Origin of the sequence: Serratia sp. CY33525 (assembly GCF_052169115.1) — a bacterium.
In the GTDB taxonomy this organism is placed as follows: Bacteria; Pseudomonadota; Gammaproteobacteria; order Enterobacterales; family Enterobacteriaceae; genus Serratia; species Serratia sarumanii.
This window is the reverse complement of the sequence record NZ_JBJNLK010000002.1, coordinates 740,175-765,235: the sequence shown is the minus strand read 5'-3', so window position 1 is coordinate 765,235 and position 25,061 is coordinate 740,175. Positions and strand designations below refer to the sequence as shown.

25 protein-coding genes and 3 tRNA genes are annotated in these 25,061 nt (G+C 58.4%); 13 read left to right on the top strand and 15 right to left on the bottom strand.

From position 1 onward, the window contains the following. Nucleotides 1–9 precede the first annotated feature (9 nt). The 3 genes from ACJ8IM_RS08590 (at nucleotide 10) to ACJ8IM_RS08580 (ending at nucleotide 1,858) form a co-directional block, all read left to right on the top strand. The gene (locus ACJ8IM_RS08590; RefSeq protein WP_033654183.1) at nucleotides 10–474 is read left to right on the top strand and encodes a phage tail protein; all 465 of its coding nucleotides are present in this window, start codon (nucleotides 10–12) and stop codon (nucleotides 472–474) included. Continuing rightward, on the top strand, nucleotides 471–1,562 hold the full coding sequence (locus ACJ8IM_RS08585; RefSeq protein WP_033654184.1) for a phage late control D family protein: 1,092 nt from the start codon (nucleotides 471–473) through the stop codon (nucleotides 1,560–1,562). The genes ACJ8IM_RS08590 and ACJ8IM_RS08585 overlap by 4 nt, the downstream gene beginning before the upstream one ends. Before the next feature lie 74 nt (nucleotides 1,563–1,636). Then, nucleotides 1,637–1,858, top strand: coding sequence for an ogr/Delta-like zinc finger family protein (locus ACJ8IM_RS08580; RefSeq protein WP_072008418.1), 222 nt, complete (start codon nucleotides 1,637–1,639; stop codon nucleotides 1,856–1,858). A 173-nt stretch (nucleotides 1,859–2,031) separates the two neighbouring features. Here the strand turns inward: ACJ8IM_RS08580 and ACJ8IM_RS08575 are convergent. The 6 genes from ACJ8IM_RS08575 to uvrY all read right to left on the bottom strand — a co-directional run bounded on the left by ACJ8IM_RS08575 (nucleotide 2,032) and on the right by uvrY (nucleotide 6,183). Further along, nucleotides 2,032–2,117, bottom strand: a tRNA-Leu gene (locus ACJ8IM_RS08575). A 10-nt stretch (nucleotides 2,118–2,127) separates the two neighbouring features. After that, nucleotides 2,128–2,201: transfer RNA gene (locus ACJ8IM_RS08570), tRNA-Cys, on the bottom strand. Nucleotides 2,202–2,874: 673 nt separating this feature from the next. Further along, nucleotides 2,875–2,950: transfer RNA gene (locus ACJ8IM_RS08565), tRNA-Gly, on the bottom strand. 144 nt (nucleotides 2,951–3,094) lie between these two features. Beyond that, nucleotides 3,095–3,643 carry a CDP-diacylglycerol--glycerol-3-phosphate 3-phosphatidyltransferase gene (gene pgsA / locus ACJ8IM_RS08560; protein WP_033637960.1) on the bottom strand — a complete coding sequence of 183 codons (549 nt, stop codon included), beginning with the start codon at nucleotides 3,641–3,643 and terminating at the stop codon, nucleotides 3,095–3,097. A gap of 58 nt (nucleotides 3,644–3,701) precedes the next feature. Continuing rightward, entirely contained in the window at nucleotides 3,702–5,534 is a 1,833-nt protein-coding gene (gene uvrC, locus ACJ8IM_RS08555) for an excinuclease ABC subunit UvrC (RefSeq protein ID WP_048233314.1), read from the bottom strand. Continuing rightward, nucleotides 5,527–6,183 (bottom strand): UvrY/SirA/GacA family response regulator transcription factor, encoded by a 657-nt coding sequence (gene uvrY / locus ACJ8IM_RS08550; protein WP_004927947.1) that lies wholly within the window; start codon nucleotides 6,181–6,183, stop codon nucleotides 5,527–5,529. The genes uvrC and uvrY overlap by 8 nt, the downstream gene beginning before the upstream one ends. A 702-nt stretch (nucleotides 6,184–6,885) precedes the next feature. Between uvrY and ACJ8IM_RS08545 the strand changes: the two genes are divergently transcribed. Together ACJ8IM_RS08545 and ACJ8IM_RS08540 are read left to right on the top strand one after the other, a co-directional pair. Further along, a complete protein-coding gene (locus ACJ8IM_RS08545) occupies nucleotides 6,886–7,110 on the top strand; it encodes a DUF2594 family protein (protein WP_004927950.1) in 225 nt (74 codons plus the stop codon). Nucleotides 7,111–7,231: 121 nt separating this feature from the next. Next, nucleotides 7,232–7,573 (top strand): GlpM family protein, encoded by a 342-nt coding sequence (locus ACJ8IM_RS08540; protein WP_033637958.1) that lies wholly within the window; start codon nucleotides 7,232–7,234, stop codon nucleotides 7,571–7,573. 18 nt (nucleotides 7,574–7,591) lie between these two features. Here the strand turns inward: ACJ8IM_RS08540 and ACJ8IM_RS08535 are convergent, their stop codons facing one another. Then, nucleotides 7,592–8,023, bottom strand: coding sequence for a hypothetical protein (locus ACJ8IM_RS08535; RefSeq protein ID WP_033654185.1), 432 nt, complete (start codon nucleotides 8,021–8,023; stop codon nucleotides 7,592–7,594). 171 nt (nucleotides 8,024–8,194) lie between these two features. Beyond that, nucleotides 8,195–8,509 carry a hypothetical protein gene (locus tag ACJ8IM_RS08530; RefSeq protein WP_033654187.1) on the bottom strand — a complete coding sequence of 105 codons (315 nt, stop codon included), beginning with the start codon at nucleotides 8,507–8,509 and terminating at the stop codon, nucleotides 8,195–8,197. Between the two features lie 544 nt (nucleotides 8,510–9,053). Between ACJ8IM_RS08530 and ACJ8IM_RS08525 the strand changes: the two genes are divergently transcribed. Next, on the top strand, nucleotides 9,054–9,413 hold the full coding sequence (locus tag ACJ8IM_RS08525) for a hypothetical protein (RefSeq protein ID WP_033637955.1): 360 nt from the start codon (nucleotides 9,054–9,056) through the stop codon (nucleotides 9,411–9,413). Between the two features lie 41 nt (nucleotides 9,414–9,454). Here ACJ8IM_RS08525 and ACJ8IM_RS08520 read toward each other — a convergent pair whose 3' ends face one another. From ACJ8IM_RS08520 to ACJ8IM_RS08505, 4 genes are read right to left on the bottom strand one after another with little or no spacing between them, the layout of a single operon-like run. Next, nucleotides 9,455–10,723 carry an NAD(P)/FAD-dependent oxidoreductase gene (locus ACJ8IM_RS08520; RefSeq protein ID WP_033654188.1) on the bottom strand — a complete coding sequence of 423 codons (1,269 nt, stop codon included), beginning with the start codon at nucleotides 10,721–10,723 and terminating at the stop codon, nucleotides 9,455–9,457. Further along, nucleotides 10,716–10,976 carry a (2Fe-2S)-binding protein gene (locus tag ACJ8IM_RS08515; RefSeq protein WP_033654189.1) on the bottom strand — a complete coding sequence of 87 codons (261 nt, stop codon included), beginning with the start codon at nucleotides 10,974–10,976 and terminating at the stop codon, nucleotides 10,716–10,718. Before ACJ8IM_RS08515 ends, ACJ8IM_RS08520 begins: the two co-directional genes overlap by 8 nt. After that, nucleotides 10,973–12,097 carry an NAD(P)/FAD-dependent oxidoreductase gene (locus ACJ8IM_RS08510; protein ID WP_033654190.1) on the bottom strand — a complete coding sequence of 375 codons (1,125 nt, stop codon included), beginning with the start codon at nucleotides 12,095–12,097 and terminating at the stop codon, nucleotides 10,973–10,975. The genes ACJ8IM_RS08515 and ACJ8IM_RS08510 overlap by 4 nt, the downstream gene beginning before the upstream one ends. After that, nucleotides 12,097–13,044: a 4-hydroxyproline epimerase gene (locus ACJ8IM_RS08505; protein WP_033654191.1), complete on the bottom strand. Its 948-nt coding sequence runs from the start codon at nucleotides 13,042–13,044 to the stop codon at nucleotides 12,097–12,099. The genes ACJ8IM_RS08510 and ACJ8IM_RS08505 overlap by 1 nt, the downstream gene beginning before the upstream one ends. Before the next feature lie 389 nt (nucleotides 13,045–13,433). On the opposite strand from ACJ8IM_RS08505, the gene ACJ8IM_RS08500 reads away from it, so the two are divergent. The 5 genes from ACJ8IM_RS08500 (at nucleotide 13,434) to ACJ8IM_RS08480 (ending at nucleotide 19,731) form a co-directional block, all read left to right on the top strand. Beyond that, on the top strand, nucleotides 13,434–14,288 hold the full coding sequence (locus ACJ8IM_RS08500; protein ID WP_033637947.1) for an AraC family transcriptional regulator: 855 nt from the start codon (nucleotides 13,434–13,436) through the stop codon (nucleotides 14,286–14,288). A gap of 208 nt (nucleotides 14,289–14,496) precedes the next feature. Beyond that, nucleotides 14,497–15,417: a dihydrodipicolinate synthase family protein gene (locus ACJ8IM_RS08495; protein WP_033654192.1), complete on the top strand. Its 921-nt coding sequence runs from the start codon at nucleotides 14,497–14,499 to the stop codon at nucleotides 15,415–15,417. 54 nt (nucleotides 15,418–15,471) lie between these two features. Continuing rightward, entirely contained in the window at nucleotides 15,472–17,088 is a 1,617-nt protein-coding gene (locus ACJ8IM_RS08490; protein WP_033654193.1) for an aldehyde dehydrogenase (NADP(+)), read from the top strand. A gap of 44 nt (nucleotides 17,089–17,132) precedes the next feature. Then, nucleotides 17,133–18,698, top strand: a complete 1,566-nt coding sequence (locus tag ACJ8IM_RS08485; RefSeq protein ID WP_033646537.1) for an APC family permease — start codon at nucleotides 17,133–17,135, stop codon at nucleotides 18,696–18,698. A gap of 19 nt (nucleotides 18,699–18,717) precedes the next feature. Continuing rightward, a complete protein-coding gene (locus tag ACJ8IM_RS08480; protein ID WP_033654194.1) occupies nucleotides 18,718–19,731 on the top strand; it encodes an Ldh family oxidoreductase in 1,014 nt (337 codons plus the stop codon). Nucleotides 19,732–19,776: 45 nt separating this feature from the next. On the opposite strand, the gene ACJ8IM_RS08475 is transcribed toward ACJ8IM_RS08480, so the two are convergent. The 3 genes from ACJ8IM_RS08475 to ACJ8IM_RS08465 form a co-directional block, all read right to left on the bottom strand. After that, nucleotides 19,777–20,457 carry a hypothetical protein gene (locus tag ACJ8IM_RS08475; RefSeq protein ID WP_033637942.1) on the bottom strand — a complete coding sequence of 227 codons (681 nt, stop codon included), beginning with the start codon at nucleotides 20,455–20,457 and terminating at the stop codon, nucleotides 19,777–19,779. Between the two features lie 177 nt (nucleotides 20,458–20,634). Continuing rightward, the gene (locus ACJ8IM_RS08470) at nucleotides 20,635–21,063 is read right to left on the bottom strand and encodes a universal stress protein (protein ID WP_033637941.1); all 429 of its coding nucleotides are present in this window, start codon (nucleotides 21,061–21,063) and stop codon (nucleotides 20,635–20,637) included. Nucleotides 21,064–21,244: 181 nt separating this feature from the next. After that, complete coding sequence (locus ACJ8IM_RS08465; protein WP_033646539.1) at nucleotides 21,245–21,961, bottom strand: autoinducer binding domain-containing protein; 717 nt, start codon at nucleotides 21,959–21,961, stop codon at nucleotides 21,245–21,247. A 335-nt stretch (nucleotides 21,962–22,296) separates the two neighbouring features. On the opposite strand from ACJ8IM_RS08465, the gene ACJ8IM_RS08460 reads away from it, so the two are divergent. Both ACJ8IM_RS08460 and ACJ8IM_RS08455 read left to right on the top strand, forming a co-directional pair. Beyond that, nucleotides 22,297–23,826: a 3-hydroxyacyl-CoA dehydrogenase NAD-binding domain-containing protein gene (locus ACJ8IM_RS08460; RefSeq protein WP_033654196.1), complete on the top strand. Its 1,530-nt coding sequence runs from the start codon at nucleotides 22,297–22,299 to the stop codon at nucleotides 23,824–23,826. A gap of 9 nt (nucleotides 23,827–23,835) precedes the next feature. Then, nucleotides 23,836–25,047 carry an acetyl-CoA C-acyltransferase gene (locus ACJ8IM_RS08455; protein WP_033654197.1) on the top strand — a complete coding sequence of 404 codons (1,212 nt, stop codon included), beginning with the start codon at nucleotides 23,836–23,838 and terminating at the stop codon, nucleotides 25,045–25,047. Nucleotides 25,048–25,061: the final 14 nt, after the last annotated feature.

The window sequence follows — 25,061 nt, the reverse complement described above, 5'->3', positions numbered from 1 at the left end:
ATAATCATTATGATGATGGCATTAGGCATGTTCGTGTTCATGCTGCAAACCGTTCCATACCAGGAATTTCAGCACCAAATGTCATGGCGACACCCAACAAACAGCCGCGTCGGGCTTCGACCGCAAAGCCAGTTTTTGGGGCCGGACGATGAAACGATCACATTGAGCGGCGTCCTATTGCCAGAACTGACCGGCGGCCGAGTGTCGTTAATGGCGATACAGCTGATGGCGGAAACAGGCAAGGCGTGGTCGCTTATCGAAGGCAGTGGCGCGATTCATGGCATGTTCGTGATCGAGAGTCTGACCCGAAGCAAAACCGTTTTCTTTCAGGACGGATCCGCCAGGCGCATTGAGTTTACAATCACTTTGAAGCGCACGGATGAAGGGTTAAAAGATATGTTCGGCGATTTATCCCAGCAATTTGAAGACCTCGCCACTCAGGTATCTGACACCGTCGGGGGGCTTTTATCATGAGCCTGCTCGACACCCTGGACAAGATCGGCGGCAGCAATACGCCGGCCTATACGTTGAAGATTGGCGGCGTAGATGTTACCGGGAAAGTGAACGAAAAACTGCTGAGCCTGACCCTAACCGATAACCGGGGATTTGAGGCTGACCAGCTGGAGATCGAACTTGACGACAGCGACGGCAGCCTGATACTACCCCGTCGCGGCGTCAGCATCGCCGTGGCTATCGGCTGGAAAGATACCGGCACGATCGACAAAGGGCTGTTTGTTGTGGATGAAATCGGGCATTCCGGCGCGCCGGATAAGTTGACGATCACGGCACGCAGCGCTGATTTTCGACAAACGCTAAACGTGCAACGCGACAACTCCTATCACAAGAAAACCCTGGGCGATATTGTGAAAACCGTCGCCACTCGCAACAAGCTAACGCCGGTCATCAATAAAAATGTGGCTGATATTTCTATTCCTCATATCGACCAAACGAACGAGTCGGACGGGAGTTTCATCACCCGCATAGCGAAGGAAAACGGCGCCGTGGCCGCTGTTAAGAACGGTAATCTGCTGTTCTTCAAACAGGGGCAAAATCAGACCGTCAACGGCAAACTGATCCCTGAAATGTTAATCAATCGCCAGTCGGGCGACAGCCATCAATTCACGTTGACTGATCGCGGGGCATATACGGGCGTCGTAGCCAACTGGTTAAACACCCGCGCGGCGAAAAGCGAGCCGGTCAAAGTCAAGCGCCGCCGCAAGAAAAAGCCAATGGTTGAGGAAGAAAAACAGGGTGAATACTTGGTCGGCAGCGATGAAAACGTCCTGGTGTTACGCCATACCTACGCGACAAAATACAACGCCCAGCGCGCGGCAAAGGCCAACTGGGAACGGATACAGCGCGGCGTCGCCACTTTCTCGATCCAGCTGGCACGAGGCCGCGCAGAGCTTTACCCGGAGGCCCCCGTCACGGTCAAAGGCTTTAAGCGTGAGATCGATGAAGCAAAGTGGACGCTGGTCACAGTAACGCACAGTTTGAACGGCAGCGGGTTTACGACGTCGCTGGATCTTGAGGTCAAAATCGACGAGCTGGAAATGGAATAATGCAAACGGCCAGTATTTGTGCATAATTATCAGCAATACTGGCCTTAGCCGGGAACATGACGGAGAACCCCGCCATGATGCATTGTCCTGAATGCGGCCAAGCCGCACACACCAGATCATCCAGCTACATCACCAATACGACCAAAGAGCGCTACAACCAGTGCACAAACATCAATTGTGGGTGCACGTTCGTTAGCCATGAAACCTTTACCCGCGTCATTTCAAAACCTCATAACGTTAATCCGGTTCCCCCTCACCCACAAAGCGGCGGCCAGGCTTCGCTGATTTTTGGATAGCCACAAAGAAAAACGCCCGCGATTGCGGGCGTTATTTTTGCATAGAGAAAATCTGCGCTGCCATCGCGCTGCCATTTTGCTGCCATTCAGTGATTTTAAGGCACAAAAAAACCGCCTCTCGGCGGTTACGACATTACTACTTATTGCTTTGATTATTCGGTATTTTCGTTCCCTGGTACCCGGGGCGGGACTTGAACCCGCACAGCCATAAGCCGAGGGATTTTAAATCCCTTGTGTCTACCGATTTCACCACCCGGGCTCGGGAAAGTTGGAGGCGCGTTCCGGAGTCGAACCGGACTGGACGGATTTGCAATCCGCTACATAACCGCTTTGTTAACGCGCCTTTATTCTGTTTGCCTTTTCAGGCCAAAGCCGGTGATTCACCCACTTCGTTTTGTTCTTTTGATCGGCGATGTTGAAATCGCTTATCTTAATCATCTGATTCTTAAGTAATTTATTTCGTTACCGCCGAATCGATGGACTGCATTATGGACTAAACCCCCCACCTTGGCAACCCCCCGAAATAGCAAAAAGTTCTCTAACGCTTTCAACTGCTTATTTTGTGGGCGCACTGTTCACAATGCCAACGGAAAGGCAAGCGAAATGTTGATTTTATATGCATCGGTTCAGGGATTCACGGGCAAATCGGATCTTTTTTCTCGGCAGGAATCGCTTACCCGCGCCCTCTGCGGCTTTTCACTTGCTTATGGTGATGGGATATCAGGCATAACATTATCATGAATCTCCGGTGCCGCTGCCCCGAACGGCCAACGCAACTGCAAGGCTGGAGACTGACGTCAGATTGTACACCGTACGGCGCCCAATCAAATGTGCCTGATTGCACCATGCAACGGATGCATCCTGGGTATGAAAACGACAGCAGATATAGTGGCAATAATCGAGGTAGCAGGATGAAGAAGGGTTTCACCGGACGGCAAAGGAATAGAAAACGAAAAAGGGGCCGAAGCCCCTTTTCGCTTACCTGCCGAATCACGGGGATTCAACAGGATAATGTTTGGAGCGGGAAACGAGGCTCGAACTCGCGACCTCAACCTTGGCAAGGTTGCGCTCTACCAACTGAGCTATTCCCGCATTACCAGAACTGACTGATTTATTTGCTATCTTTCGGCAATTCATCGTTGTCGTCTGATGCGATGCATTCTACTTGCCTGACGTGATGAGTCAATAAAATTGTTGGCTCATCACGATCGTTTGCCGATTTTTGCAGCGTATCGATCACGGTTCCAGCAGATCGTTGCGCGCCGCTTTCAAATATTGGAACATCGACCAGAAAGTCAGCACCGCCGCGATATACAGCAAGCCAATCGCCACATACTCTACGGAGCGATCCGGCCGCCACAGCAAACCCACCAGCGACATCATCTGCGCCATGGTTTTCACTTTGCCGATCCAGGATACCGCCACGCTGCTGCGCTTGCCAATTTCCGCCATCCACTCGCGCAGCGACGAAATGATGATTTCACGGGCGATCATGGTGGCCGCCGGCAGCGTGATCCACCAGCTGTGGTAGTGCTCCGCCACCAGCACCAGTGCCACCGCCACCATCACTTTGTCCGCGACCGGATCCAAAAACGCCCCGAAGCGCGTCGTTTGTTTCCAGCGGCGTGCCAGAAAGCCGTCAAACCAGTCGGTGACGGCGGCGAACACAAAGATAACGGCGCAAACCATCGGAGCCCAGTTGAACGGCAGATAAAACGCCAGCACAAAGAATGGGATCAGAACTACGCGAAACAGGGTAAGCCAAGTCGGTATATTCAATTGCATAATGCTACGGTAACTATCTGGCTAGAGTGGAAATTAAGAGTATGTTGCTACATTGCCCTCAGTGTTTCAATGCATTGTAGATCTTTTCTGCCAATGCTTGTGAAATACCCGGCACTTTTGCAATTTCCTCCACGCTGGCGTTCAACAAAGGTTGCAGTCCGCCCATATACTTCAACAGCACCTGGCGCCGTTTCGGCCCAACGCCTTCAATCAGCTCCAATGCGCTGGTATTTCTGACTTTCGCCCTTCTCTGCCGGTGGCCGGTAATCGCATGATTGTGCGAATCGTCGCGGATGTGTTGGATCACATGCAGCGCCGGCGAATCCGGCGGCAGCGAAATCCCCTCGCCTTCCGGCACGAAGAACAACGTTTCCAATCCGGCCTTGCGATCAGCGCCTTTGGCGATGCCAATCAGCAGCGGCTTATTCTTGTCCCAGGTGACGTTCAGCGATTTGAAGACGTCGATCGCCATGCCGAGCTGCCCTTTACCGCCGTCGATAAAGATGACATCCGGGATCTTTTTCTCTTCCAGCGCCTTGCCGTAACGGCGCTTCAGCACCTGCGTCATCGCCGCGTAGTCATCGCCGGGAGTGATGCCGCTGATATTGTAGCGCCGATACTCCGCTCGCACCGGGCCGTTACCGTCGAACACCACGCACGAAGCCACGGTCTGTTCGCCCATAGTGTGGCTGATATCGAAACACTCCATGCGATTGATTTCAGTCAGGTTCAGCACCTTGGCCAATTCCGCCAGCCGCTGATGAATAGTCGACTGTTGCGAAAGCTTGGTGGTCAACGCCGTTGCCGCGTTGGTACGCGCCAGCTTCAGATAACGGGCGCGGTCGCCGCGCGGTTTGCTTTGAATTTGGATCTTGCGCCCCGCCAACTCGGAGAGCGACTCCGCAAGCAGGTCTTTTTCCGGCAGGCTGAAATCCAGCAGGATCTCACCGGGCAGCGTGCGCGCCTGGCTGCCCTGCAGATAGAACTGACCGACAAAGGTCTGCACCACTTCGCTCATATCCGTGCCGCCCGGCACTTTAGGGAAATAGCTGCGGCTGCCCAGCACCTTGCCCTGACGGATGAACAGCACGTGCAGGCACGCCATACCGGCATCGAACGCCACGCCGATCACGTCCAGATCGTCGCTGTCGCCCGACACGAACTGCCGCTCGGTGACGCGGCGCACGGCCTGAATTTGATCGCGAATGCGCGCCGCCTCTTCGAAATTAAGCAGTTTGCTGGCTTCTTCCATACGCGCAATCAGCTGGTGCAATACCTGCTGATCTTTGCCCGAAAGAAACAGCCGTACGTAGTCCACCTGCTGCCGGTATTCTTCTTCGCTCACCAGGCCGGCAACACAAGGCCCCAGACAGCGGCCGATCTGATACTGCAGGCACGGGCGCGACCGGTTGCGATATACGCTGTTTTCGCACTGGCGGATCGGGAACAGCTTCTGCAGCAGCGCCAGCGTTTCGCGTACGGCGTAAGAGTTGGGAAAAGGCCCGAAATATTCGCCCTTGGCGTGTTTGGCGCCGCGGTGCACCGCCAAACGGGGATGGGTATCCGCACTGAGAAAAATCAGTGGGTAAGATTTATCGTCTCGCAAAAGAACATTATATCGCGGTTGGTACAATTTAATGTAGTTATGTTCCAACAGCAGCGCTTCTGTTTCGGTATGGGTAACCGTTACGTCTATTTGCGCGATATTTTTAACCAGCGTCTCGGTTTTACGGCTGCTGACCTGCTGCCGAAAATAGCTGGCGAGACGCTTTTTCAGGTCTTTGGCTTTACCGACGTAGATCACCGTACCCGTGGCGTCGTACATACGGTAGACGCCGGGCTGGCTGGTGACGGTACTCAGGAAGGCTTTGGCATCAAAACGGTCATTCACTGCTTAACAACGTCTCCGCATTGAACAATCCATGTCGGATGGCCAGGTGAGTCAATTCGACGTCGCCGCTGATATTCAGTTTGCTGAACATGCGGTAACGGTAGCTGTTCACCGTTTTCGGGCTGAGACTCAGTTGCTCCGAGATCTCATTCACCTTTTTGCCTTTGGTGATCATCAACATGATCTGTAACTCGCGTTCAGACAGGCAGCTGAACGGCGTTTCAGCCTGCGGCTCCAGCTGACTCAGGGCCATCTGCTGGGCGATATCAGACGCGATATAGCGCTGCCCCGCATGCACGGAACGCAAGGCGTTAATCACTTCCTGCGGCGCGGCGCCCTTGCTCAGGTAACCGGCGGCACCCGCCTGCATCACCTTCGCGGGCAAAGGATTTTCAGTATGGATGGTCAACATGATGACTTTGACGTCGGGTGCATAACGCACAATCTTGCGCGTGGCTTCCAGCCCGCCAATGCCCGGCATATTCATGTCCATCAGCACGATATCGACAGCGTTGCCACGGCACCATTTTACGGCGTCTTCACCGCACTGAGCCTCACCGACAACTTTTATACCTTTGATATCTTCAAGAATGCGTCGTATCCCTGCGCGCACCAGTTCGTGGTCATCAACAAGAAGAACGCTAATCAAGGAAAAATCTCCAAAAAAAGGGAGTAACGCAATCGGCCTCTGTTTTCGCCAGAGATATTACTTGTTTTTCAGACAAGAATGAACACAGATTAATACATACTTTCGAATAACTTTGCGGAGCAGAGCTGATTTTTCAATTTTAGCCGTCTATGCCGCCGATAAATCGTCACGTTGGAAAAGATCGGACGACGAAAATAATTGCGCGGCGCTGCACCAAACACAGGATAGCGCGACAATCATGTTGCGTGTGAGAAATCTGTGTAAGCAATCGCGACATGCATAATATTAACACGGCCGTTGGCTGTTTGTAATCATTTGATATTTAAAGGCGTAACGAAAGCCGCCGCCAACGTGGGTTTGGCAAGCCGCGTTCGAAACTATTATTCTCGGCAAACGCCGGTAAAATCGGTGTTCCCCGCCCAAATAATTATAATCCCCTCATTGTTCAACAATAACGTGCCGGTCAAATACTTGTTAACCACCTCGAAATAACTGGCCGACAGCGGATGATTCAGCATGGCAATGAGCGAACGTTGCCCGCCCGCATGACCGGAGCAAGCCCGGTGCAGATGACGGACGCATGCTATGCTATACTCCGCGCCCAGTTAAATTCGCCGCTGCGCGCGGGGCAACGTTTAGCCCGCGCGCGGTGCGCCAAAGCAGCTTGTATCAGGCTACGGCCTCAAAAAATCAGGAGAGAAAATGAGCAACGTTGATTTCACTACGTCTGCAAACCCGGAAATCTTGGCGACCGAGGTTGCCTGCCTCAAAGCTACGCTGACGCTGATCTTGAAGTCGATCGGCCAGGCCGACGCCGGGAAAGTCATCATCAACATGGAACGTTTCATCGCCCAGATTGAAGATCCTACCCAGGCGGAAATCTTCAAGAACAGCATTCAGCAAATCAAGCACGCTTACCGTCAGTAAGCGTTGCGTCCCAGACCCGCACTTCTTGTGGGTCTGCTTTTCACCGCGCTACTCCACACCCCATTGATCTTGCACGTGCTTTCGGGCAGTGTGTTGACTTTCCCCCACACCCGAGACCGTTATGGCCATCCTTGTCAAAGCGCTGATCGGCGCGCTGGTCGTGGTTCTGATCGGCCTGTTGGCCAAAACGCGCAACTATTATATCGCCGGTTTAGTCCCGCTCTTTCCCACTTTCGCCCTGATTGCGCATTACATTGTCGGCAACGAGCGTTCCATTGCGGCGCTGAAAACCACGCTGATTTTTGGCATGTGGGCGGTGCTACCCTACCTGGTGTATTTGATCTCGCTGTATTTCCTGATCAACAGTCTGCGGCTGTCGTTGGCTCTGGGGGCGGCGGTACTGTGCTGGATTGCGGCAGCGTGGCTACTCATTACGCTGTGGGGATGGTGGCAAGGGCGTTAACGCCCTTGCCAGGGCAGATTACGGTCGCCCCGCCTGCAAAATGAAGCCACGCTGCCGATCGCCGGCGATACGCAGATAGCGGCTTTCACCGGCGCGCAGCGTCATCGGTATGCTGCCGCCGGTCTCACGCCAAATACACAGGTGATTCTCGATCATATCTTGCCCGATACTGACCGAAACATTGCCTGGCGGCACGCGAAACTCTGCTTTTTCTTTCGCCTCCAGCGAAGCGGCAAACTCCCCATTCACATAGACGCCGGTGCGGCAGCTGCCCGCCAGCATTCCGCTGTCGCGCACCACCACCACCGTGGCGTAAGGCGTATCCGGGATATTCTGATAGAGCATCAGACGGCTTGGGGGGGGCAACTCAGCCTGTTGCGGCGGCACGGCTTGGGTCGCACATCCCGTCAACAGTGCAGAGGCAAATAACAACGCGGCGTAATGCTTCATCCTTGGCTCCTGAAGAAAATAATGCTTATCGTAACAAGAGAATAGCTGTCTCCAGTAGCATTCATACCGCAGATGCGAAAAAATCGGATAACTTCCCACTCCTCCCACGAACCTGCAGGGATAAGAAGATTCTGCATTAAAGCCATTGAAATAAAGGCGATTCTTGCAGATTTAAAACTTGATCATGCCACGTTGGATATCTGCAGCAAAAGCGCCACTGACGTAACTGAAACCATCCTGCGTGACGTAAACCCGGGTATGGCCGGTCTCTGATAACACCGCCACCATATATCCCCGGGCGATCATTTCATGAGACGGAACGTTCATCGGAGTTAGAAATCCGCGGCTACGGCACCACTGATAAAAGCGAGTTCGCCCATATCCCAACACGGAGCCAACATCGGAGAGGTGCTTAAAAGTATCATAATCCTCTGATGGTGCAGGTAAACCGTCATGACTTTCAGGCGTTTTCTTTATCCCTGACAAAATAAACTCCTTTTTTGTAGCTGTCGCGAACGGTTATCCTGCCTCTGAACTGAATTTAAAAAATCCAAAATTAAAATGCAAATGAATTCCCTGTAACTAAAAATTCTCTTCTGGATAAAATCCGAAAATAAAACCCCATTAAAAAAACAGAAATAAAAAAATAGGGTATTAATACCGAGAATTAAATTCTTGGCATGGGTAAATATCCTAAATAAAGATAATATTCAAACCAGCTAAGAACATACTTAGCCTGCATATTATTTCTCTACTCATAACGATGCAATGATGCTCGGATCCTTGCGGCAAAAAGAGAATGAATAAAACCAGCGCCACATCGACCTGCCCTCGCCATGAGGTCGCCGCTTCCTACAGACTTCACTCAATGCGCCACATCCTCTCTCAACGCGGCACTTCCTCAATCATACCTAAACAATAACCATTATCATTTCCAATTATTGCGCCAGTTTATTACACTGCCCTACCTCACCGGTTAGGAACATTCCTAGTCAGCGAGCCTCAGGATAGAGAAAGAGTTAGGGACACCATGAAGAATTGCCGTTGTTTGATTGCCTTACCGTTATTGATGTTGACCGCCTGCACCCAATGGGAAAGGCCCGGCGCGGTTGAGAGTACCCGAAATGCCGAATATGCCGAATGCCGCAGTCGCGGCTACGAACGTTTTCCGCCGGACGTGGTGCGGGACGTGGAGTTCAGCTACGAAAACAAATACATTCCTTGCGAGAAAAATAAGAAAGACTGTCCATCGGGATACCGCTATGACAAGGAACCGTCGATTAAAACAGTGCAAACCGATCGCAATCAGTCCGCACGAGACGCCACCATCGAAGCCTGCATGTACGGCAAAGGCTGGCGAGAGAAAACCTACTATTGGCCGCAATGGTGATATAGCGGCGTTTGCCGGGTGCGGAATGCCCGCTAACCCATTCAGCCGTCGTCGTCATCGCCAAGCAGCCCCAGCGCAACCAACGTTTCCGCTCTGACCGGCGTTAAAGGCACACGCGGCGGCGGCAAAGGCCAGCCAAAAAGCTGCCTCGCCGCCGTCGCACAGACTTTACCCTGACATGCCCCCATGCCACAGCGGCTGCCCAGCTTGGCCGTGTGCCAATCCGGCTGATGACGCACCTGTTCCAGCATGACGTCTTCACAGCGGCACAGCAGCGTTTGTGGTTTGGCCAGCGAATCCAAGCGCTCATCGAGAGCGAAGGCACTGGCCGCCGCCGTGGCGAAACGCTGCCATCGCCGCCGCTGCGCCGCCAGGCGATCCGCCTTTTCCCGTTGCCCGGTGGCAGCATAACCGGCAATGGCGCCCTCGGTGAGCGCCAATTCACTGCCGCCGATGCCGGTACATTCCCCGGCAGCAAAAATTTGCACCTGGCTGGTTTGCTGCCAATGATCCACCGCTACGGCGTCGTGTTCTATCCGACACCCCAGCAGCATCGCCAACTCAATGTTCGCCACCAGACCAAAACCGCAGGCCAACCTGTCGCAGGCGATCGTTCTTTCCCGCCCGCCGTTATTGACGCGCACCGCGGTTAAACGCTCTTGCCCCAACGCCGCCTGCACCCGGCTACCGGCACGGTAACGATGCGGCATCAGAGAAAGCGCCTGACGCAGCTTGCCTGACCAACGCCACAGGCCGCCGGCGAACGCCGCCAACCGCCAAAGCGGCGCCTGCTCAGCCACCAGCACCACCTCGCCTCCGGCCTGTTTCACGCTGTTCGCCACCGCCAACAGCAGCGGCCCGCTGCCGGCTATCGCCACTCGTTCGCCGCGGATAGCCAGCCCCTGCTTGATTTGCGCCTGTAGACCACCAGCGCCGGTCACCCCCGGCAGCGTCCAGCCGGGGAACGGCAGCAGAAGTTCACGCGCGCCATTGCATAGAATCAGCTTTTGATAGCGAATCACGCCGCAGCCTTCGGCGTCTTCATATGCCAATCGGTTAGCGCCACACTGCGCCACCAGCTTGCAACCGGGCTGCAGCGCAATATTTTCCTTCGTCGCCACCGCCTGCCGATAGCGGTTCGCCGTTTCAGGCAAAACCACCTGTGGCCCATCGCGCCAAATTTGCCCGCCGGGATGCGGATTATCATCAATCATTCGCACCTGGCCACCGCTTTCCGCCGCGGCCAGCGCCGCCGCCATGCCGGCCGGCCCGGCACCGACGATCAGCACCTCACAGTCTAAGTTACTCATCATCGCTCCTCTCAATGCGCATGCCGGCTTGGCACAGCGTTTGGCACGCCAGGCGACGCAGACCGTTAATGTTCACCCGGCACTCCTGACAAACGCCCATGCCGCAAAAGGGAGCGCGCGGTTGATGTGAAACAGACAACCGACAACGCTCGTCGCCGCACAGGCTGAGCGCCGCAGCAACGCTGAGACCAACCGGCACCCGCCGGTGCTCGCCATCGATGCTCAACGTGATCGTGTTTTGTCTTTCATTCATACAGGCAGCTCCTCGGCGGCAAACGCCCGCGCCGCCAAATACGGGGAATCGTCAATCTCCGGCGTTTGCCGGCCGATCTGCGCAGCGATCAGCGCAGCGCTGCCGAGGGCGGTCGTGACGCCCAATCCCTCGTGCCCCAGTGCCAGCCACAGCCAGGAATGCCGTGGATGCGCGCCCAACAGCGGCAGCCCGTCGGCGGAGGCGGCGCGCAGCCCGGTCCAGCAGCGAATGATGTTCATCTGCGCCAGTGCGGGCAAGAAATGCTGCGCACGCGCAAGCATCGCCGCCAACAGCGGCATGTCCAACACCGAATCGACGGCGCCGAACTGGCGAGAAGAACCGATCAGCCATTGCCCGGTGGGCCGTGCCTGCACATTGAATGCCACCGACGTGCCGTCGCTGGCATGCGCGCTGGCCCCATACCCCAACTCCACCAGTTGATGCCGCACCCGCGGCGGGTAGCGATCGGTGATCGCCAGATGGCCCTTTTTGGCGTGCAGCAAAGTCTGCGACAATAGGCCATTGGCCCCAAGGCCGCACGCCAGGAGCACCACCGGCGCGGCCAGGCGTCTGCCGTCCGCCAGCCGCACGGCTCCCTCTTCCAGCGCTGCCGCTTCGCCGTGCACCACGTCGATTGCCGCACCACCGTCGGCCAACAGCCAGCGAGCCGCGAGCGGCGCATACAGAATGCCGTCGCCCGGCACCCGCAGTCCGCCGGCCAGGCCGTGCCGCAGCATCGGCTCCATGGCGGCGATCTGTTCCGCCGTCAGCAATTCCGCGGCCACGCCCTGCTCCGCCAGCCGCACCCGCTTTTGCTCGGCGATGGCCATTTCATCCGCTTTATCCGCCAGCCATAGCGTTCCGCAGCCGCGCCAGGCACACGCTTGCGGCATGCGTCCCGTCACTTCACGCCATAACCGCAGTGAATAAGCGCTCAACGCCAGCTCGGCCGGATTATCGTCCATGCACACCAGATGCCCCATGCCGGCGGCGGTGGCGCCGGCGCGGCGATCGTCCACCACCGAGACGCGATAGCCTTCCCGCGCCAACCGCCAGGCGCAGGCGGCGCCGATGATGCCGGCGCCGACCACGATGACATCGGCTCCCCGCTCGGTGCCCATCAGCGTATTCCCCAGACGAAGGGATCGCGTTCGTCGAGCAGCAGCTGGCTATCGGCGCACACGTAGGCCTGCCCGCGAATAAAGGGGGCGATGCGATCGCCGTTCCAACGATAATAGGCCTGGAATTCGCTGCCGATCACGCTGGCCTGCCGCCACTGCGTGTCCGGCGGCAGTTTGCCGTCCGCCGCCAGACACGCCAGTTTGGCGCTGGTGCCGGTGCCGCACGGGGAACGATCATAGGCTTTACCGGGGCACAGCACGAAGCTGCGGCTGTCGGCCTGCGGATCGTCACCGAACAGTTCGATATGGTCTATCGCTCCGCCGTCTTCACCGTGAATGCCCGCCTGTTCCAACGTCTGCCGCACCGCCCAGGTGAACGCGGTCAACGCCTCCAGATTTTGTTTATCGATGGACAACGGCGACTCGCCGATCAGGAAGAACCAGTTGCCGCCCCAGGCGATGTCACCGGTCACCGGCCCGTAACCCGCCACCTCAAGCCGCACCTGGCGGCGGTAACGATAAGCCGCCACGTTCTCTACCGTGACGCTGCCGTCCTCGTGCAGCGTGGCGTTTACCGGGCCGACCGGGGTTTCTATCAGATGGCGCCCGGCGTGGATGCGCCCCAGGTGCGCCAGCGAAGCGATCAGCCCGATAGTGCCGTGCCCGCACATGCCCAGATAGCCGCTGTTGTTAAAGAAGATCACCCCGGCGGTGGCCTGTGGCGAGCAGGGTCGGCACAGCAACGCCCCCACCAGCACGTCATTGCCGCGCGGTTCGAGCATCACCGCGCAGCGCCAATCATCATAATGTTGCGCGAAGCGCGCCCGCCGTTCCGCCATGCTGCCCGCGCCGAGATCGGGAAAACCTTCCACGATCAGGCGGGTCGGCTCTCCGCCGGTATGAGAATCGATCGCCCGCAAAGCGGTGATATGCGCAGAAAGTGCCATCGGCGTCTCCTGAGTTAATGAGATGTTACCAATAGCGTTAGCCTGAACGAATGTGGGCTTAACGGCTTGATGCGTTTCGGCGCGGCGAATGAAGAAATCAGCATAGTGACAAAAGTCAGGCCTGACGCGTTGCGGGCATGATATTAACGAATGCCATAACAATAACTTATTTATCATGGCGTTACTTTCATGCTAAATCTCCGCATGACGAGAAACGCCGCAGTTTTCAAGCAACCGCCACGCGCCGTCCGGCAAAAGTATGCGGCAATCCGCATATTTGGCAGGTGGCCGGAAATAGCGCTTGATTCGTTACAGAAAAGTTAATATTGATGCGAAGACATCAACCTGACCCGCCTGTTTTCCCGGCTAACGACCGAAAAGGGACTGCTATGAGATCCACTTCAGACTATCAGCCTCCGGTTTCTCTCTCGCCGCCTTCACTCGTGGGGCTGCCGGAGCAGGAGGACGTTTTTGCCGTCGAACATCTGTCACGCCTGTGCGACGGGCTGGCGCAGCAGCGCCCGAACAACCTGCGCGATCTGCTGAATACGCTGGCGCTGATCGCGCCGTTGCTGAACGCGATCCCCAACGTGGTGTTCTTTATCAAAGACGCCCAGGCCCGCTACCTGCTGGCCAACCTCACGCTGGCCAGGCGCTGCGGTTTCAAAACCGTCACGCCGCTGCTGGGCAAGACCTCCGCCGACGTTTTTCCCGCTCAGCTCGGATCCGGCTATACCGAACAGGATCTGCGGGTATTGCGCCACGGCGTGCTGATCCAGGATCAGCTGGAAATGCACCTGTACAATGGCCGAGAAACCGGCTGGTGCCTGACGCAAAAGCTGGCGCTGTATGATGCGCAGGGAAAAATCATCGGTATGGCGGGTATTTCTCACGATCTGCAGGAGGCCAGGGCCAATCACCCGGCCTACCAACGGCTGGCGGCGATCGACGTGCACATCCGCCGCCACTATGCCCGGCCGATCGCGCTTGAGGAGCTGACGGCACTGACCGGGTTGTCGGTGGCGCAGATCGAACGCTACTGCAAACGTATCTTCCACCTCACCCCGCGCCAGATGATCCACAAAGTGCGGCTGGAAAAGGCCACGGAACTGCTGGCCGGCGATCTGCCGATCACCGACATCGCGCTGCAGTGCGGCTACACCGATCACAGCGCCTTCAGCCGTCAGTTCAAAGCGATGACCGGCTCCACGCCGCGCGATTTCCGCCTGACGCTTTCCGCTTAACGCGCTGATTTATCTGGTTACCCCCCTCTTTTCACGGTGCGCCGGCGCCCGAATTTTTCACGCCCGCGTTCCGCCGGCATTGTGCCAATTTCGTCGCGGCAATCGGCGAAAAGCGTCAAGCCTCCCTGCGCAATACCGGTCAATCTGTCGGTGAGCCTTACCAAAGATTCACTTTTCATTAACACTTACGGACGACAGGACAAACACGATGAGCCATAAAGCCATAAGCTGGAGCGGCGTATTCCCGGCGGTGACGACCCAGTTCCGCAACGATTTCTCTCTGGATCTCGACGCCACCCATACGGTGATCAAAAACCTGGTGCGCGACGGCGTCTCCGGCCTGGTGGTGTGCGGCACCGTCGGTGAAAATACCTCAATGACGGTGCAGGAAAAGCTGGCGGTGATCGAAGTGGCGAGAGATGCCGCCGACGGTAAAGTGCCGGTAATCGCCGGCATCGCCGAGTTCACCACCGCCTTCGCGCAGAATATGGCGCGTGAAGCGCAAAAGGCCGGCGTCGACGGGATTATGGTGATGCCGGCGCTGGTCTACTCCGCCAAGCCGCACGAAACCGCCGCGCATTTCCGCAGCGTCGCCGGCGCGACCGATCTGCCGATCATGGTCTACAACAACCCTCCCATTTACAAAAATGACGTCACGCCCGACATCCTGACCTCGCTGGTCGACTGCGAGAACATCGTGTGCTTCAAAGACTCGTCGGGCGACACCCGCCGCTTTATCGATCTGCGCAACGAAGTCGGCGATCGCTTCGTGCTGTTCGCCGGGTTGGACGATGTGGTGCTGGAAAGCATCGCCGTCGGCGCGCAAGGTTGGATCTCCGGCATGTCCAATGCCTTCCCGCGCGAAGGGGAAACCCTGTTCCGGCTGGCGAAGGAAAAACGCTATGAGGAAGCATTGGCGCTGTACCGCTGGTTCATGCCGCTGCTGCACCTCGATGCCCGCCCTGACCTGGTGCAGTGCATCAAGCTTTGCGAGCAGCGAGTCGGCCGCGGCAGCGCCGTCACTCGTCCGCCGCGCCTGGCGCTGCAGGGGGAAACGCTCAGCGAGATCAACGCCATGATCGATAAAGCGCTGGCCACTCGCCCGGCGCTGCCGAACGTCGGCCTGTAACGCCTTCACCGCCCGGCCATGCCGGGCGTCATGCTTTCTCTACCGGGGGAACCGATGCCCAACGCTCGCTATGCCGCCATCAGCGGCCAACAATTTATCGGCGGCCAGCGCCGCGCCGAAGGGGAAGCGGCGCTGCTCAGCCTGCGCGCCGACGACGCTCAGCCGACCGGCTACCGCTTCCACCAGGCCACGGCGGCAGAAACCGCCGCCGCCGCCGAAGCCGCCGCCGCGGCTTTTGCGCCCTATTCGCAGCTCAGCGCGGAACTACGCGCTAACTTTCTCGACGCCATCGCCGAGGAGATAGACGCGTTGGATGATGTTTTCTTCGCCTTCGCCATGCAGGAAACGGCCTTGCCCCAGGCGCGGTTGAGCGGCGAACGTGCCAGAACCAGCGGCCAGATGCGGCTGTTCGCCACGCTGCTGCGGCGCGGCGACGTCGAGGGCGTGCGCATCGACTGCGCGCTGCCGCAGCGTTCCCCCCTGCCGCGTCCCGATCTGCGTCAATACCGCACGGCGCTCGGCCCGGTGGCGGTCTTCGGCGCCAGCAACTTCCCGCTGGCGTTTTCCACCGCGGGCGGCGACACCGCCGCCGCGCTCGCCGCCGGCTGCCCGATCGTGTTCAAGGCGCACAGCGGCCATATGATCACCGCGGAGCTGACCGCTCAGGCGATCGAGCGCGCACGCGAACGCACCGGGATGCCCGCCGGCGTCTTCAACATGATCTTCGGCAACCGCGTGGGGGCCGATTTGGTACAACATCCGGCGATTCAGGCGGTGGGATTCACCGGCTCGCTGCAAGGTGGCCGGGCGCTCTTCGATCTGGCGACGCAACGCCCTCAACCTATCCCGGTCTTCGCCGAAATGTCGAGCATCAACCCGGTAGTGATCCTGCCCAAGGCGCTGGCGCGGCGCGAGCAGCGCATCGCGCAGGAACTGGTCTCTTCCTTCACGCTCGGCTGCGGTCAGTTCTGCACCAAGCCCGGCGTGATAGTCGCGCTGCGCGGCGCCGCCTTCGATCGGCTGGCCGAAACGATGAGCGCCCTAGTCAACGCCGCCGAGCCGCAGCCGATGCTGAATGCCGGCACGCTGGAGCACTACCGTCACGGGCTGGCGGCCCTCGATGCCCACCCGGGTATGCGGCATCTGGCAGGCCGCAGCGAAACGCCCGCTCTTCGCGCGGCAGCGCAGCTTTATCAGGCGGAGGGGGCGCTGCTGCTGCAGGCCGACCCGCTGCTGCAACAAGAGGTCTTCGGCCCGGTCAGCATCCTGGTGGCGATGGATGACGAAGCGCAGCTGCATGCGGCGCTGGCGGCATTGCAAGGCCAGTTGACCGCCACGCTGCTGGCGGACGACGACGATCTCGCGATGGCCGCCGGGCTGACGACCCTGTTGGCGCGCAAAGCCGGTCGGGTGCTGTTCAACGGGTATCCGACCGGGGTGGAGGTGTGCGACGCCATGGTGCACGGCGGCCCTTATCCGGCCACCAGCGACGCGCGCGGCACCTCGGTAGGCACGCTGGCCATCGAGCGTTTCCTGCGGCCGGTCTGTTTGCAAAACACCCCCGCAGCGCTGTTGCCGCCGGCGCTGCAGGACGCCAACCCGCTCAACCTGCTACGGCTGGTGAACGGCGTTTACACCCGAGATCCCCTGGTTTCACCTGCCCAAAATTAGCCCGGCCGCATCTGCCTGCCACTCAATAACAAAAGGGTAATACCATGACAACCCAAGGCAAATTCAAGAAGCAGCTTACGCTCACCGATCTGACGTTCATCGGTCTGGGCGCCATCTTCGGCTCCGGTTGGCTGTTCGCCGCCAGCCATGTCTCCTCCATCGCCGGCCCGGCCGGCATCTATTCCTGGCTGATCGGCGGCCTGGCGGTGCTGCTGCTCGGCATCGTCTACTGCGAGCTGGGCGCCGCCCTGCCGCGCGCCGGCGGCATCATTCGCTATCCGGTATTCTCACACGGCGAACTGATGGGTTATCTGCTGGGATTTATCACGCTGATCGCCTTCTCCAGCCTGATCGCCATCGAAGTCGTCGCCGCCCGGCAGTACGCCGCCGCCTGGTTCCCGTTCCTCAGCCAGCCGGGTTCCGGCGACCCGACCCCGGTCGGCTGGCTGGTGCAGTTGGCGCTGCTGTGCTTTTTCTTCGCGCTCAACTATTACAGCGTCAAAACCTTCGCCAAATCCAATAACCTGATTAGCGTGCTGAAGTTTCTGGTGCCGCTGCTGGTGATCGTGGTGTTGTTCAGCTTTTTCAAACCGGAAAACCTGCACAGCCAGGGCTTTGCCCCCTTCGGTTCCGCCGGCGTTGAGGCCGCCATTTCCGCCGGCGGCATCATCTTTGCCTACCTCGGCCTGACGCCGATCATTTCGGTCGCCAGCGAGGTGCAACGGCCGCAGCGCACCATTCCCATCGCGCTGATCCTGTCGGTGGTGCTGTCCACCATCATCTATGTGCTGCTGCAGATAGCGTTTCTCGGCAGTATCCCCAGCGAGATGCTGAGCGGCGGCTGGGCCGGCATCAGCCAACAGTTCTCCCTGCCGTTCCGCGACATCGCCATCACGCTCGGCATGGGATGGCTGGCGTTTCTGGTGGTCAGCGACGCGATCGTTTCGCCGAGCGGCACCGGCAACATCTATATGAACGCCACGCCTCGCGTGATCTACGGTTGGGCGCGCGCCGGCACCTTCTTCAAACTGTTCACCCGGGTGGATGGCGACTCCGGCATCCCCCGCCCGGCGCTGTGGTTGACCTTCGCTCTCTCGGTATTCTGGACGCTGCCGTTCCCGTCGTGGGAAAAGCTGATCGGCGTGGTGTCCGCCGCCCTGGTGCTGAGCTACGCCATCGCCCCGGTCACCGCCGCCGGGCTGCGGCGCAATGCGCCCGATATGCCGCGTCCGTTCCGGGTGCGCGGTTTCTGCGTGCTCGGCCCGCTGTCGTTTATCATTTCGGCGCTGATCGTCTTCTGGTCCGGCTGGGACACCGTCTCCTGGCTGCTCGGCTTGCAGATCCTGATGTTCTTCATCTACATCCTGTTCAAGAATCAGGTGCCGACCCATGCCGTTAGCCTCCGGCAGCAAATTTGGTCCTCGCTGTGGCTGATCGTCTTCTATGCGCTGGTGATCGGGCTTTCCTATCTCAGCAGCTTCGGCGGCATCGGCGCTATTGCCCACCCGTGGGACACCCTCACCATGGCGGTGATTGCGCTGGCGATTTACTACTGGGGCGCCTATACCTGTTTACCCCAGGCCAATTTTATCGGCGATGAAGAAGAATGAACTCGGGGAGGACATCGAAATGACATCCATGCACGTGCTGTCGCTGGAACAGGCTTATCAACTGGCGTTGCGTACGCTGCGCAGCAACGGTTTCAATCCGGCGCATGCCGAGGCGGTGGCGCAAAATGTCACCCAGGGCGAACGCGACGGCTGCGCTTCTCACGGGCTATACCGGCTGTTGGGCTGCGTGCGATCGCTGCGGGCAGGCAAGGTCTCTGCCGATGCGATGCCCAGGTTGTTCGACCAGGCGCCGGCCATCTTGCGCGCCGACGCCGGCGGCGCGTTTTCCCTGCTGGCCTACCGCACCGCTCTGCCGGTCTTTATCGAGAAGGTGCGCGCCAATGGCATCGCCGCGCTGGCGATCAACCGCTGCGTGCATTTCTCCGCGCTGTGGGCCGACATCGAACCGCTGACCGAACAGGGGTTGGTGGCCTTGGCCTGCACACCCAGCCACGCGTGGGTGACGCCGGCCGGCGGTTCGCGACCGCTGTTCGGCACCAACCCCATCGCCTTTGGCTGGCCGCGTGCGGATCGGCCGCCGTTTTTGTTCGACATGGCCACCAGCGCGGCGGCGCGCGGCGAAATCGAACTGCATCGCCGCGCCGGCACCCCGCTGCCTGAAGGCTGGGGCATTGATAAGGCGGGCAATCCGTCCACCGATGCCGCCAGCGTGCTGGAGGGGGCAATGCTGACCTTCGGCGGGCATAAGGGCTCGGCGCTGGCAGCGATGGTGGAATTGTTGGCCGGGCCGCTGATCGGCGATATGACCAGCAAGGAATCGCTGGCCTATGACGACGGCACCGGTTCGTCGCCTTACGGCGGTGAGCTGATCATCGCGTTGGATCCCGAGCGTTTTCTCGGTGCGGATAAGGCGAAATATTTCGCCGGAGCAGAGGCGATGTTTGCCGATATGCAGGCGCAAGGCGCACGCATCCCCGGCGAACGCCGTTATCGGCAGCGGCGCCAGAGCGAGCAATACGGCGTGGAAATCCCCAGGACGTTGTACGACGAAATCGTGGCGCTGTGCGATTAGCGCCGGGTTAATGCCCCGCGCCGGCAACCCGGCGCGGGGAAAGGCTTATCCTGCCTGAGCCAGATCGCTGTGCAGGCGCTTGCGCCACACCGGTTTGGTGTCCCAGCGGGCAAAGTGTTTCGCCTCTTTACCCGGCTGCACCTGATGCCACATATCTTCTTGCCACCGGATCGGTTCCTTTCCTCGCAACGTTGGGCGGGTCTGTTTAATCGTCCGTTGCAAGACGCCCGCTTCCTCAGCGGTAATGGGCGGCGCCTGTCTGGCGGCATCCAGCGCCCGGCTTCCCAACGGTGCCATCACCTGATACAACACGTTGACCTGCTGCAGCGTCGCCTGCTGATTAGTGCTCATCCCCTTACCCGACCAACCGTCGAAGTTTTCACCGGGATCGTCCCCCTGCGCGCGATACTCATTACCTGGCCCCTCGACGATATTCCATCCTTGCCAGGTCACCAGAGTGTGTAATCCATCACGATCCTGCAGGTTTTTATTCTTGATCTGTTTGAGCACTTCGGCGCGGTTTGGCACACCGATCAGGTTCATAAACTCGTCCAGCGCGTCCCAATGCTGCCCCGCCACCAGACCATTCCAGACATTACGCAAACAGTTCCAGGGAATGGTGTGATGCCAGGTCAGCGTAATAAGCGGTTTGGTTGACGCATGTTGCCAACGGCTCGGTTCACTGCCCCGATCGCCTCTGATAATCCCATCGACTTCTAATGGCATAGCTGCCCCTCTTCTGGCTGAGATGAAGAATATGCGCAAGGCCGGTGGCCCGGTTGGCATAAAAACGTCAGCTAAAATCGTAGCAGCTCAGGCTGAGATGGCAATAAAGCGCAAGGCACGCTCTGCTGCCGGCCGGCAACCGCAGAACGCGCCCGAAAACGGTGGGCTTAAGACGGATTATCTGACCACCATTACCGAAATATTGGCATGGCGAACGATAGCGGCGGCGTTAGATCCCAGCAGATAGGTTTTCACGCTCGGGCGACGCGAACCGATGATGATAAGATCGGCGTCGATCTCTTCCGCCAGTTCCAACACCTGATCGCGTGCAGAGCCGAAGCTGACGGTGTAATTGAGGCGATCCAACGGCAGATCGATTTCAGACATGATTTTCTTCAGTTTGTCCACCGCCTTCACTTCCGCCTGATTCTCAAACTCCTTGAGACCGAACGAATAGGCAGTAACAAACGCCGAGGCATCCGGTAGCGCATGGAAGAAATGCACTTTAGCGCCGGACAGCTTCGCCAAATATTCCACATGCTTCAGCGCATGCTCAGTCAACAGATCCTCTTCAATATCGATCGGCACTAAAATAGTCTTGTACATATCACGTCCTTTCTATGTAAACCGGGTGCCTACAGAGTACTGCCGCGCACGGCCGCGGTGAATCGCTTTATCACGCTTTTGTGATCGGGGGGTAAATACTGAATAAGGACAGTTCTTAATTTAACAAAATATAAACATCACGCCGATAACGGATAGGGACTTAATTATTTATTACTCAAGATTAAATCAGCTGCAAATAAACCGCTTTGGCGGTGGCGGCGGTTTTATTAGCGACAGAAAGTTTTTTAATCGAGTTGCCGATATGGAAATTGACCGTGCGCTCGCTCACCCCCATCAACAGCGCGATCTCTTCCGCCGTTTTCCCTTCGCTGCACCAGCGTAGGATGTCTTTTTCGCGCAGCGTCAGCACATCTTTTATCGCGTCGTCGTTCACCGAGATCAAGGCTTCACGCAGCGTTTTATGGGCGGTTTGCGCCAGCCAAAGGAAGAAGGTTTCATTTGCCGCCCGCGCTTGCGGCGTTTGCTCGGGTAGCGCTTTGCCGGCAAACGTCAGGATCCCCAGCCGGCCATAGCAATCCTTGACCGACTGCGACCAACCGGCGCACAGGCCGAACTGCGCCATATGCCGCCAAAGCAGCGGCCGCTCGTGATAAAAGCTTTCGTCCCACTGAAACTGCAGCGTGGAATGGTGAGCGCGCTCAATAACCGGATCCTGCAAATACACCCGCTGCCGCCGATAATCTTCGAGATAGTTCGCTGAAAAATTCCCTTCGATCAGCATCTTGGGGCGGCTGGCCGGATAACAGGAAAACACGATGTAGGAGAAATAATCAAACCCCAACGCCTCAGCGCAGGGCCCCAGTTGCGTCAGAAAACGTTCGCGATCGGCCAGGCTGCCAATCACCTCCGCCATGAGCCGTTGAGTGCGGGTATCCATAACGCAGGTTCTCCAGATAGCGATGCCGATTTATCGATAGGTCAGACTCACTATAGAATATCGCCGTCCGGCGTCAGTAGCCGTTTCATATAATAAAAAATACCAACGCTATAACGAAAACAGCTATTCCCCTTAAAATAAGCCTTTTTATTGCGCCGCACAGGAAAACTACGCGAATAGCATAATTTCCTCGGCACGTAAACCTGTCATTTCTACCGTTAGACAGCCAGGACACCGCCAATTACTTTCCAGACAGGCACCCAGTGCCGCCGTAAATCCAAAGAGATAATAAGCATTTGCGAATTTCGCATGGCATACAGTGACGGGGATTTTCTATGGCAGAAAGTAATGCAGCAATTCAGTCGGCTGCGATTATCGGCGCGGGAACGATGGGCAGAGGCATCGCTTATCTTTTCGCACAAAAAGGCATTCGCACGGTGCTTTATAATCGCAACGGCAATACCCTCAATCAGGCTCGCGAATATATCGAGCTAGACCTGAACAAGAAAGTCGAACAGGGCAAGATCGCGCTGCAGGATAAAGGCGCGGTGCTGGCCAATCTGGTGTTCACCTCGGCGTTTGAGACCATTGCCGACAGCGAGCTGGTGATAGAAACCATCGCCGAGCAAGAGCAAACCAAACTTGAGGTGCTGGCGGCCATCGCCGCGGCGGTCAAGCCCGACACGCTGATCGCCACCAATACCTCCTCACTGTCGCTTAACAAGCTGGCAACCGCGGTGACGCACAGCGAGCGGTTTATCGGTTTGCACTTTTTCAATCCCGCGCCGCTGATGAAACTGATTGAAATCATCCCGGCCTACTTTACCGCACGCGCCACCACCGAACGTTGCCGTCAGCTGGTAGCCGCGTTGGGGAAACGCGATGTCGTCTGCCAGGCCACGCCGGGGTTTATCGTCAACCGCATGGCCCGCCCCTACTACCTGGAAGGGTTCCGCCTGTTGGAAGAACACGTGGCGCGCGCGCCGCAGATCGACCGCGCCCTCAAGGCCGGCGGGCACTTTCGCATGGGGCCGCTCGAGCTGACCGATTTTATCGGCCAGGACATCAACTATCAGGTCAGCCGGCAAATCTGGCAGGACATGCAATACGATCCGCGCTATACCCCCGGCCATCTGCAGCGTTCGCTGGTCGATGCCGGTCTGTTGGGGAAAAAGAACGGCCGCTCCTATTTTGCCGCCGAAGAAAACGCCTTACCGGTAACGGCCGCCACCGATGCAGACGTCGAGACGCTGCGCGTTTACGGCGAACACCCTTTTTTTACCCTGTTGCAACAGCGGGCCGCGCTTCAGTGGCCACGGCTGCGCGTGGAGCAACGGCCGGCCTTACCGGGCCTGGGGCCGGCCGTCCAGATCAATGAGGCTTTCACCGTCAGCGTCACCGATGGCCGCACGGCGAGCCAGTTGGCGGAGCAGACGGCGGCGGATGCCTTTGTGGTCGATGTCGCCCTGAATTACGCCGACACGGCGTATCTGGTGGCAGCGCACAACCGCCACGCCTCTGCGGCCAATAAGGCGCTGTTTTTACGCCTGCTGCACACGGCAATCCCGCAGGTTGAATTTATCAAGGACTCCCCGGCGCTGATCGTCGCCCGCGTCCTCAGCAGCCTGATCAACGAGTCGGTGATCATGGTGGAAAGCGGCGTCTGCAGCCGGGAAGACATCGATGTCGCCGCCGTCGCTGGCGTTAACTACGCCGACGGCATTTTCGGCTGGCTCGATAGCCTGGGGGAGAAAAACGTCAGGACGACGCTGAGCAACATGGCGCAGCTGCTGCACGCGGCACGCTATGCGCCGCATTACACCCTTCTGCACGCCGCGCAACCGGCGCTGATGACCACGCCTTAAGGATCCATGATGAGCATTAACGATGACGGCGTTTATCTGATCGACGGCACGCGCACGGCGATTGGCGCCTATGGCGGCAGCCTGGCGCATACCCGCCCCGACGACATGGCGGCAACGATCATTCGCAGTCTGCTGCAGCGCCATACGGCGGCGGAAGCGAAGCTGGACGAAGTGGTGCTGGGCTGCGCCAACCAGGCCGGCGAGGACAACCGCAACGTCGCCCGCATGGCGGCGCTGCTTTCCGGGCTGGATCCGTCGGTGCCGGCCATCACCCTCAACCGCCTTTGCGCCTCTGGGTTGGATGCGGTGATCTACGCCGCGGCGAAAATCCGCAGCGGCCTTAGCGAACTGATTCTGGCCGGCGGCGTGGAAAGCATGAGCCGCGCGCCCTATGTGCTGAGCAAGGGCGACACGCCGTTCGACAAGGGGGTGAAGCTGTATGACACCACGCTGGGATGGCGCTTTGTTAACCCGCGGCTGGCGGAGCGCTACGGCAGCGATCCGCTCGGCATCACGGCGGAAAACGTGGCTCAACGGCAGCACATCTCGCGCGAGGAGCAGGATCTGTTCGCGCTGGCCTCGCAGCAAAAGGCCCGCCGGGCGATCGACAGCGGCCGGCTGGCGCGGGAAATCACGCCCGTGGACGTGCCGGCGGATCGCAAGACCACGCGTACATTCGCGCAGGATGAGTTCCCGCGCCTCAGCACGCTGCAGCAGCTGCAGGCGCTGAAACCGGCGTTCTCCGCCGGCGGTTCGGTCACGGCGGGCAACGCTTCCGGCATCAACGACGGCGCCGCCGCGCTGCTGCTGGCTTCCGGGCGCTACGTGAAACGCCAGGGGTGGCAACCGCTGGCGGAGATCGGCGACAGCGCGGCCGCCGGCGTTGAACCGGCGCTGATGGGGCTGGGGCCGATCGCCTCCACCGAGCGCTTGCTGCAGCGCGGCGGGTTCACCTTGAACGACTTCGACATCATCGAGATTAACGAAGCCTTCGCCTCACAGGTTCTGGCGGCGCTGAAACACTGGCGCATCGACGCCAACGACGCGCGGGTCAACCCGAATGGCGGCGCCATCGCGCTCGGTCACCCGCTGGGGATGTCCGGCGCGCGCCTGGTGCTGTCGGCGGCGCTGGAACTACGCGATCGGCAGGCCGGCAACGCATTGGTGACGATGTGCGTCGGCGTCGGTCAGGGTCTGTCATTAAACCTTAAAGCCGTTTAACACAAGGAACATAC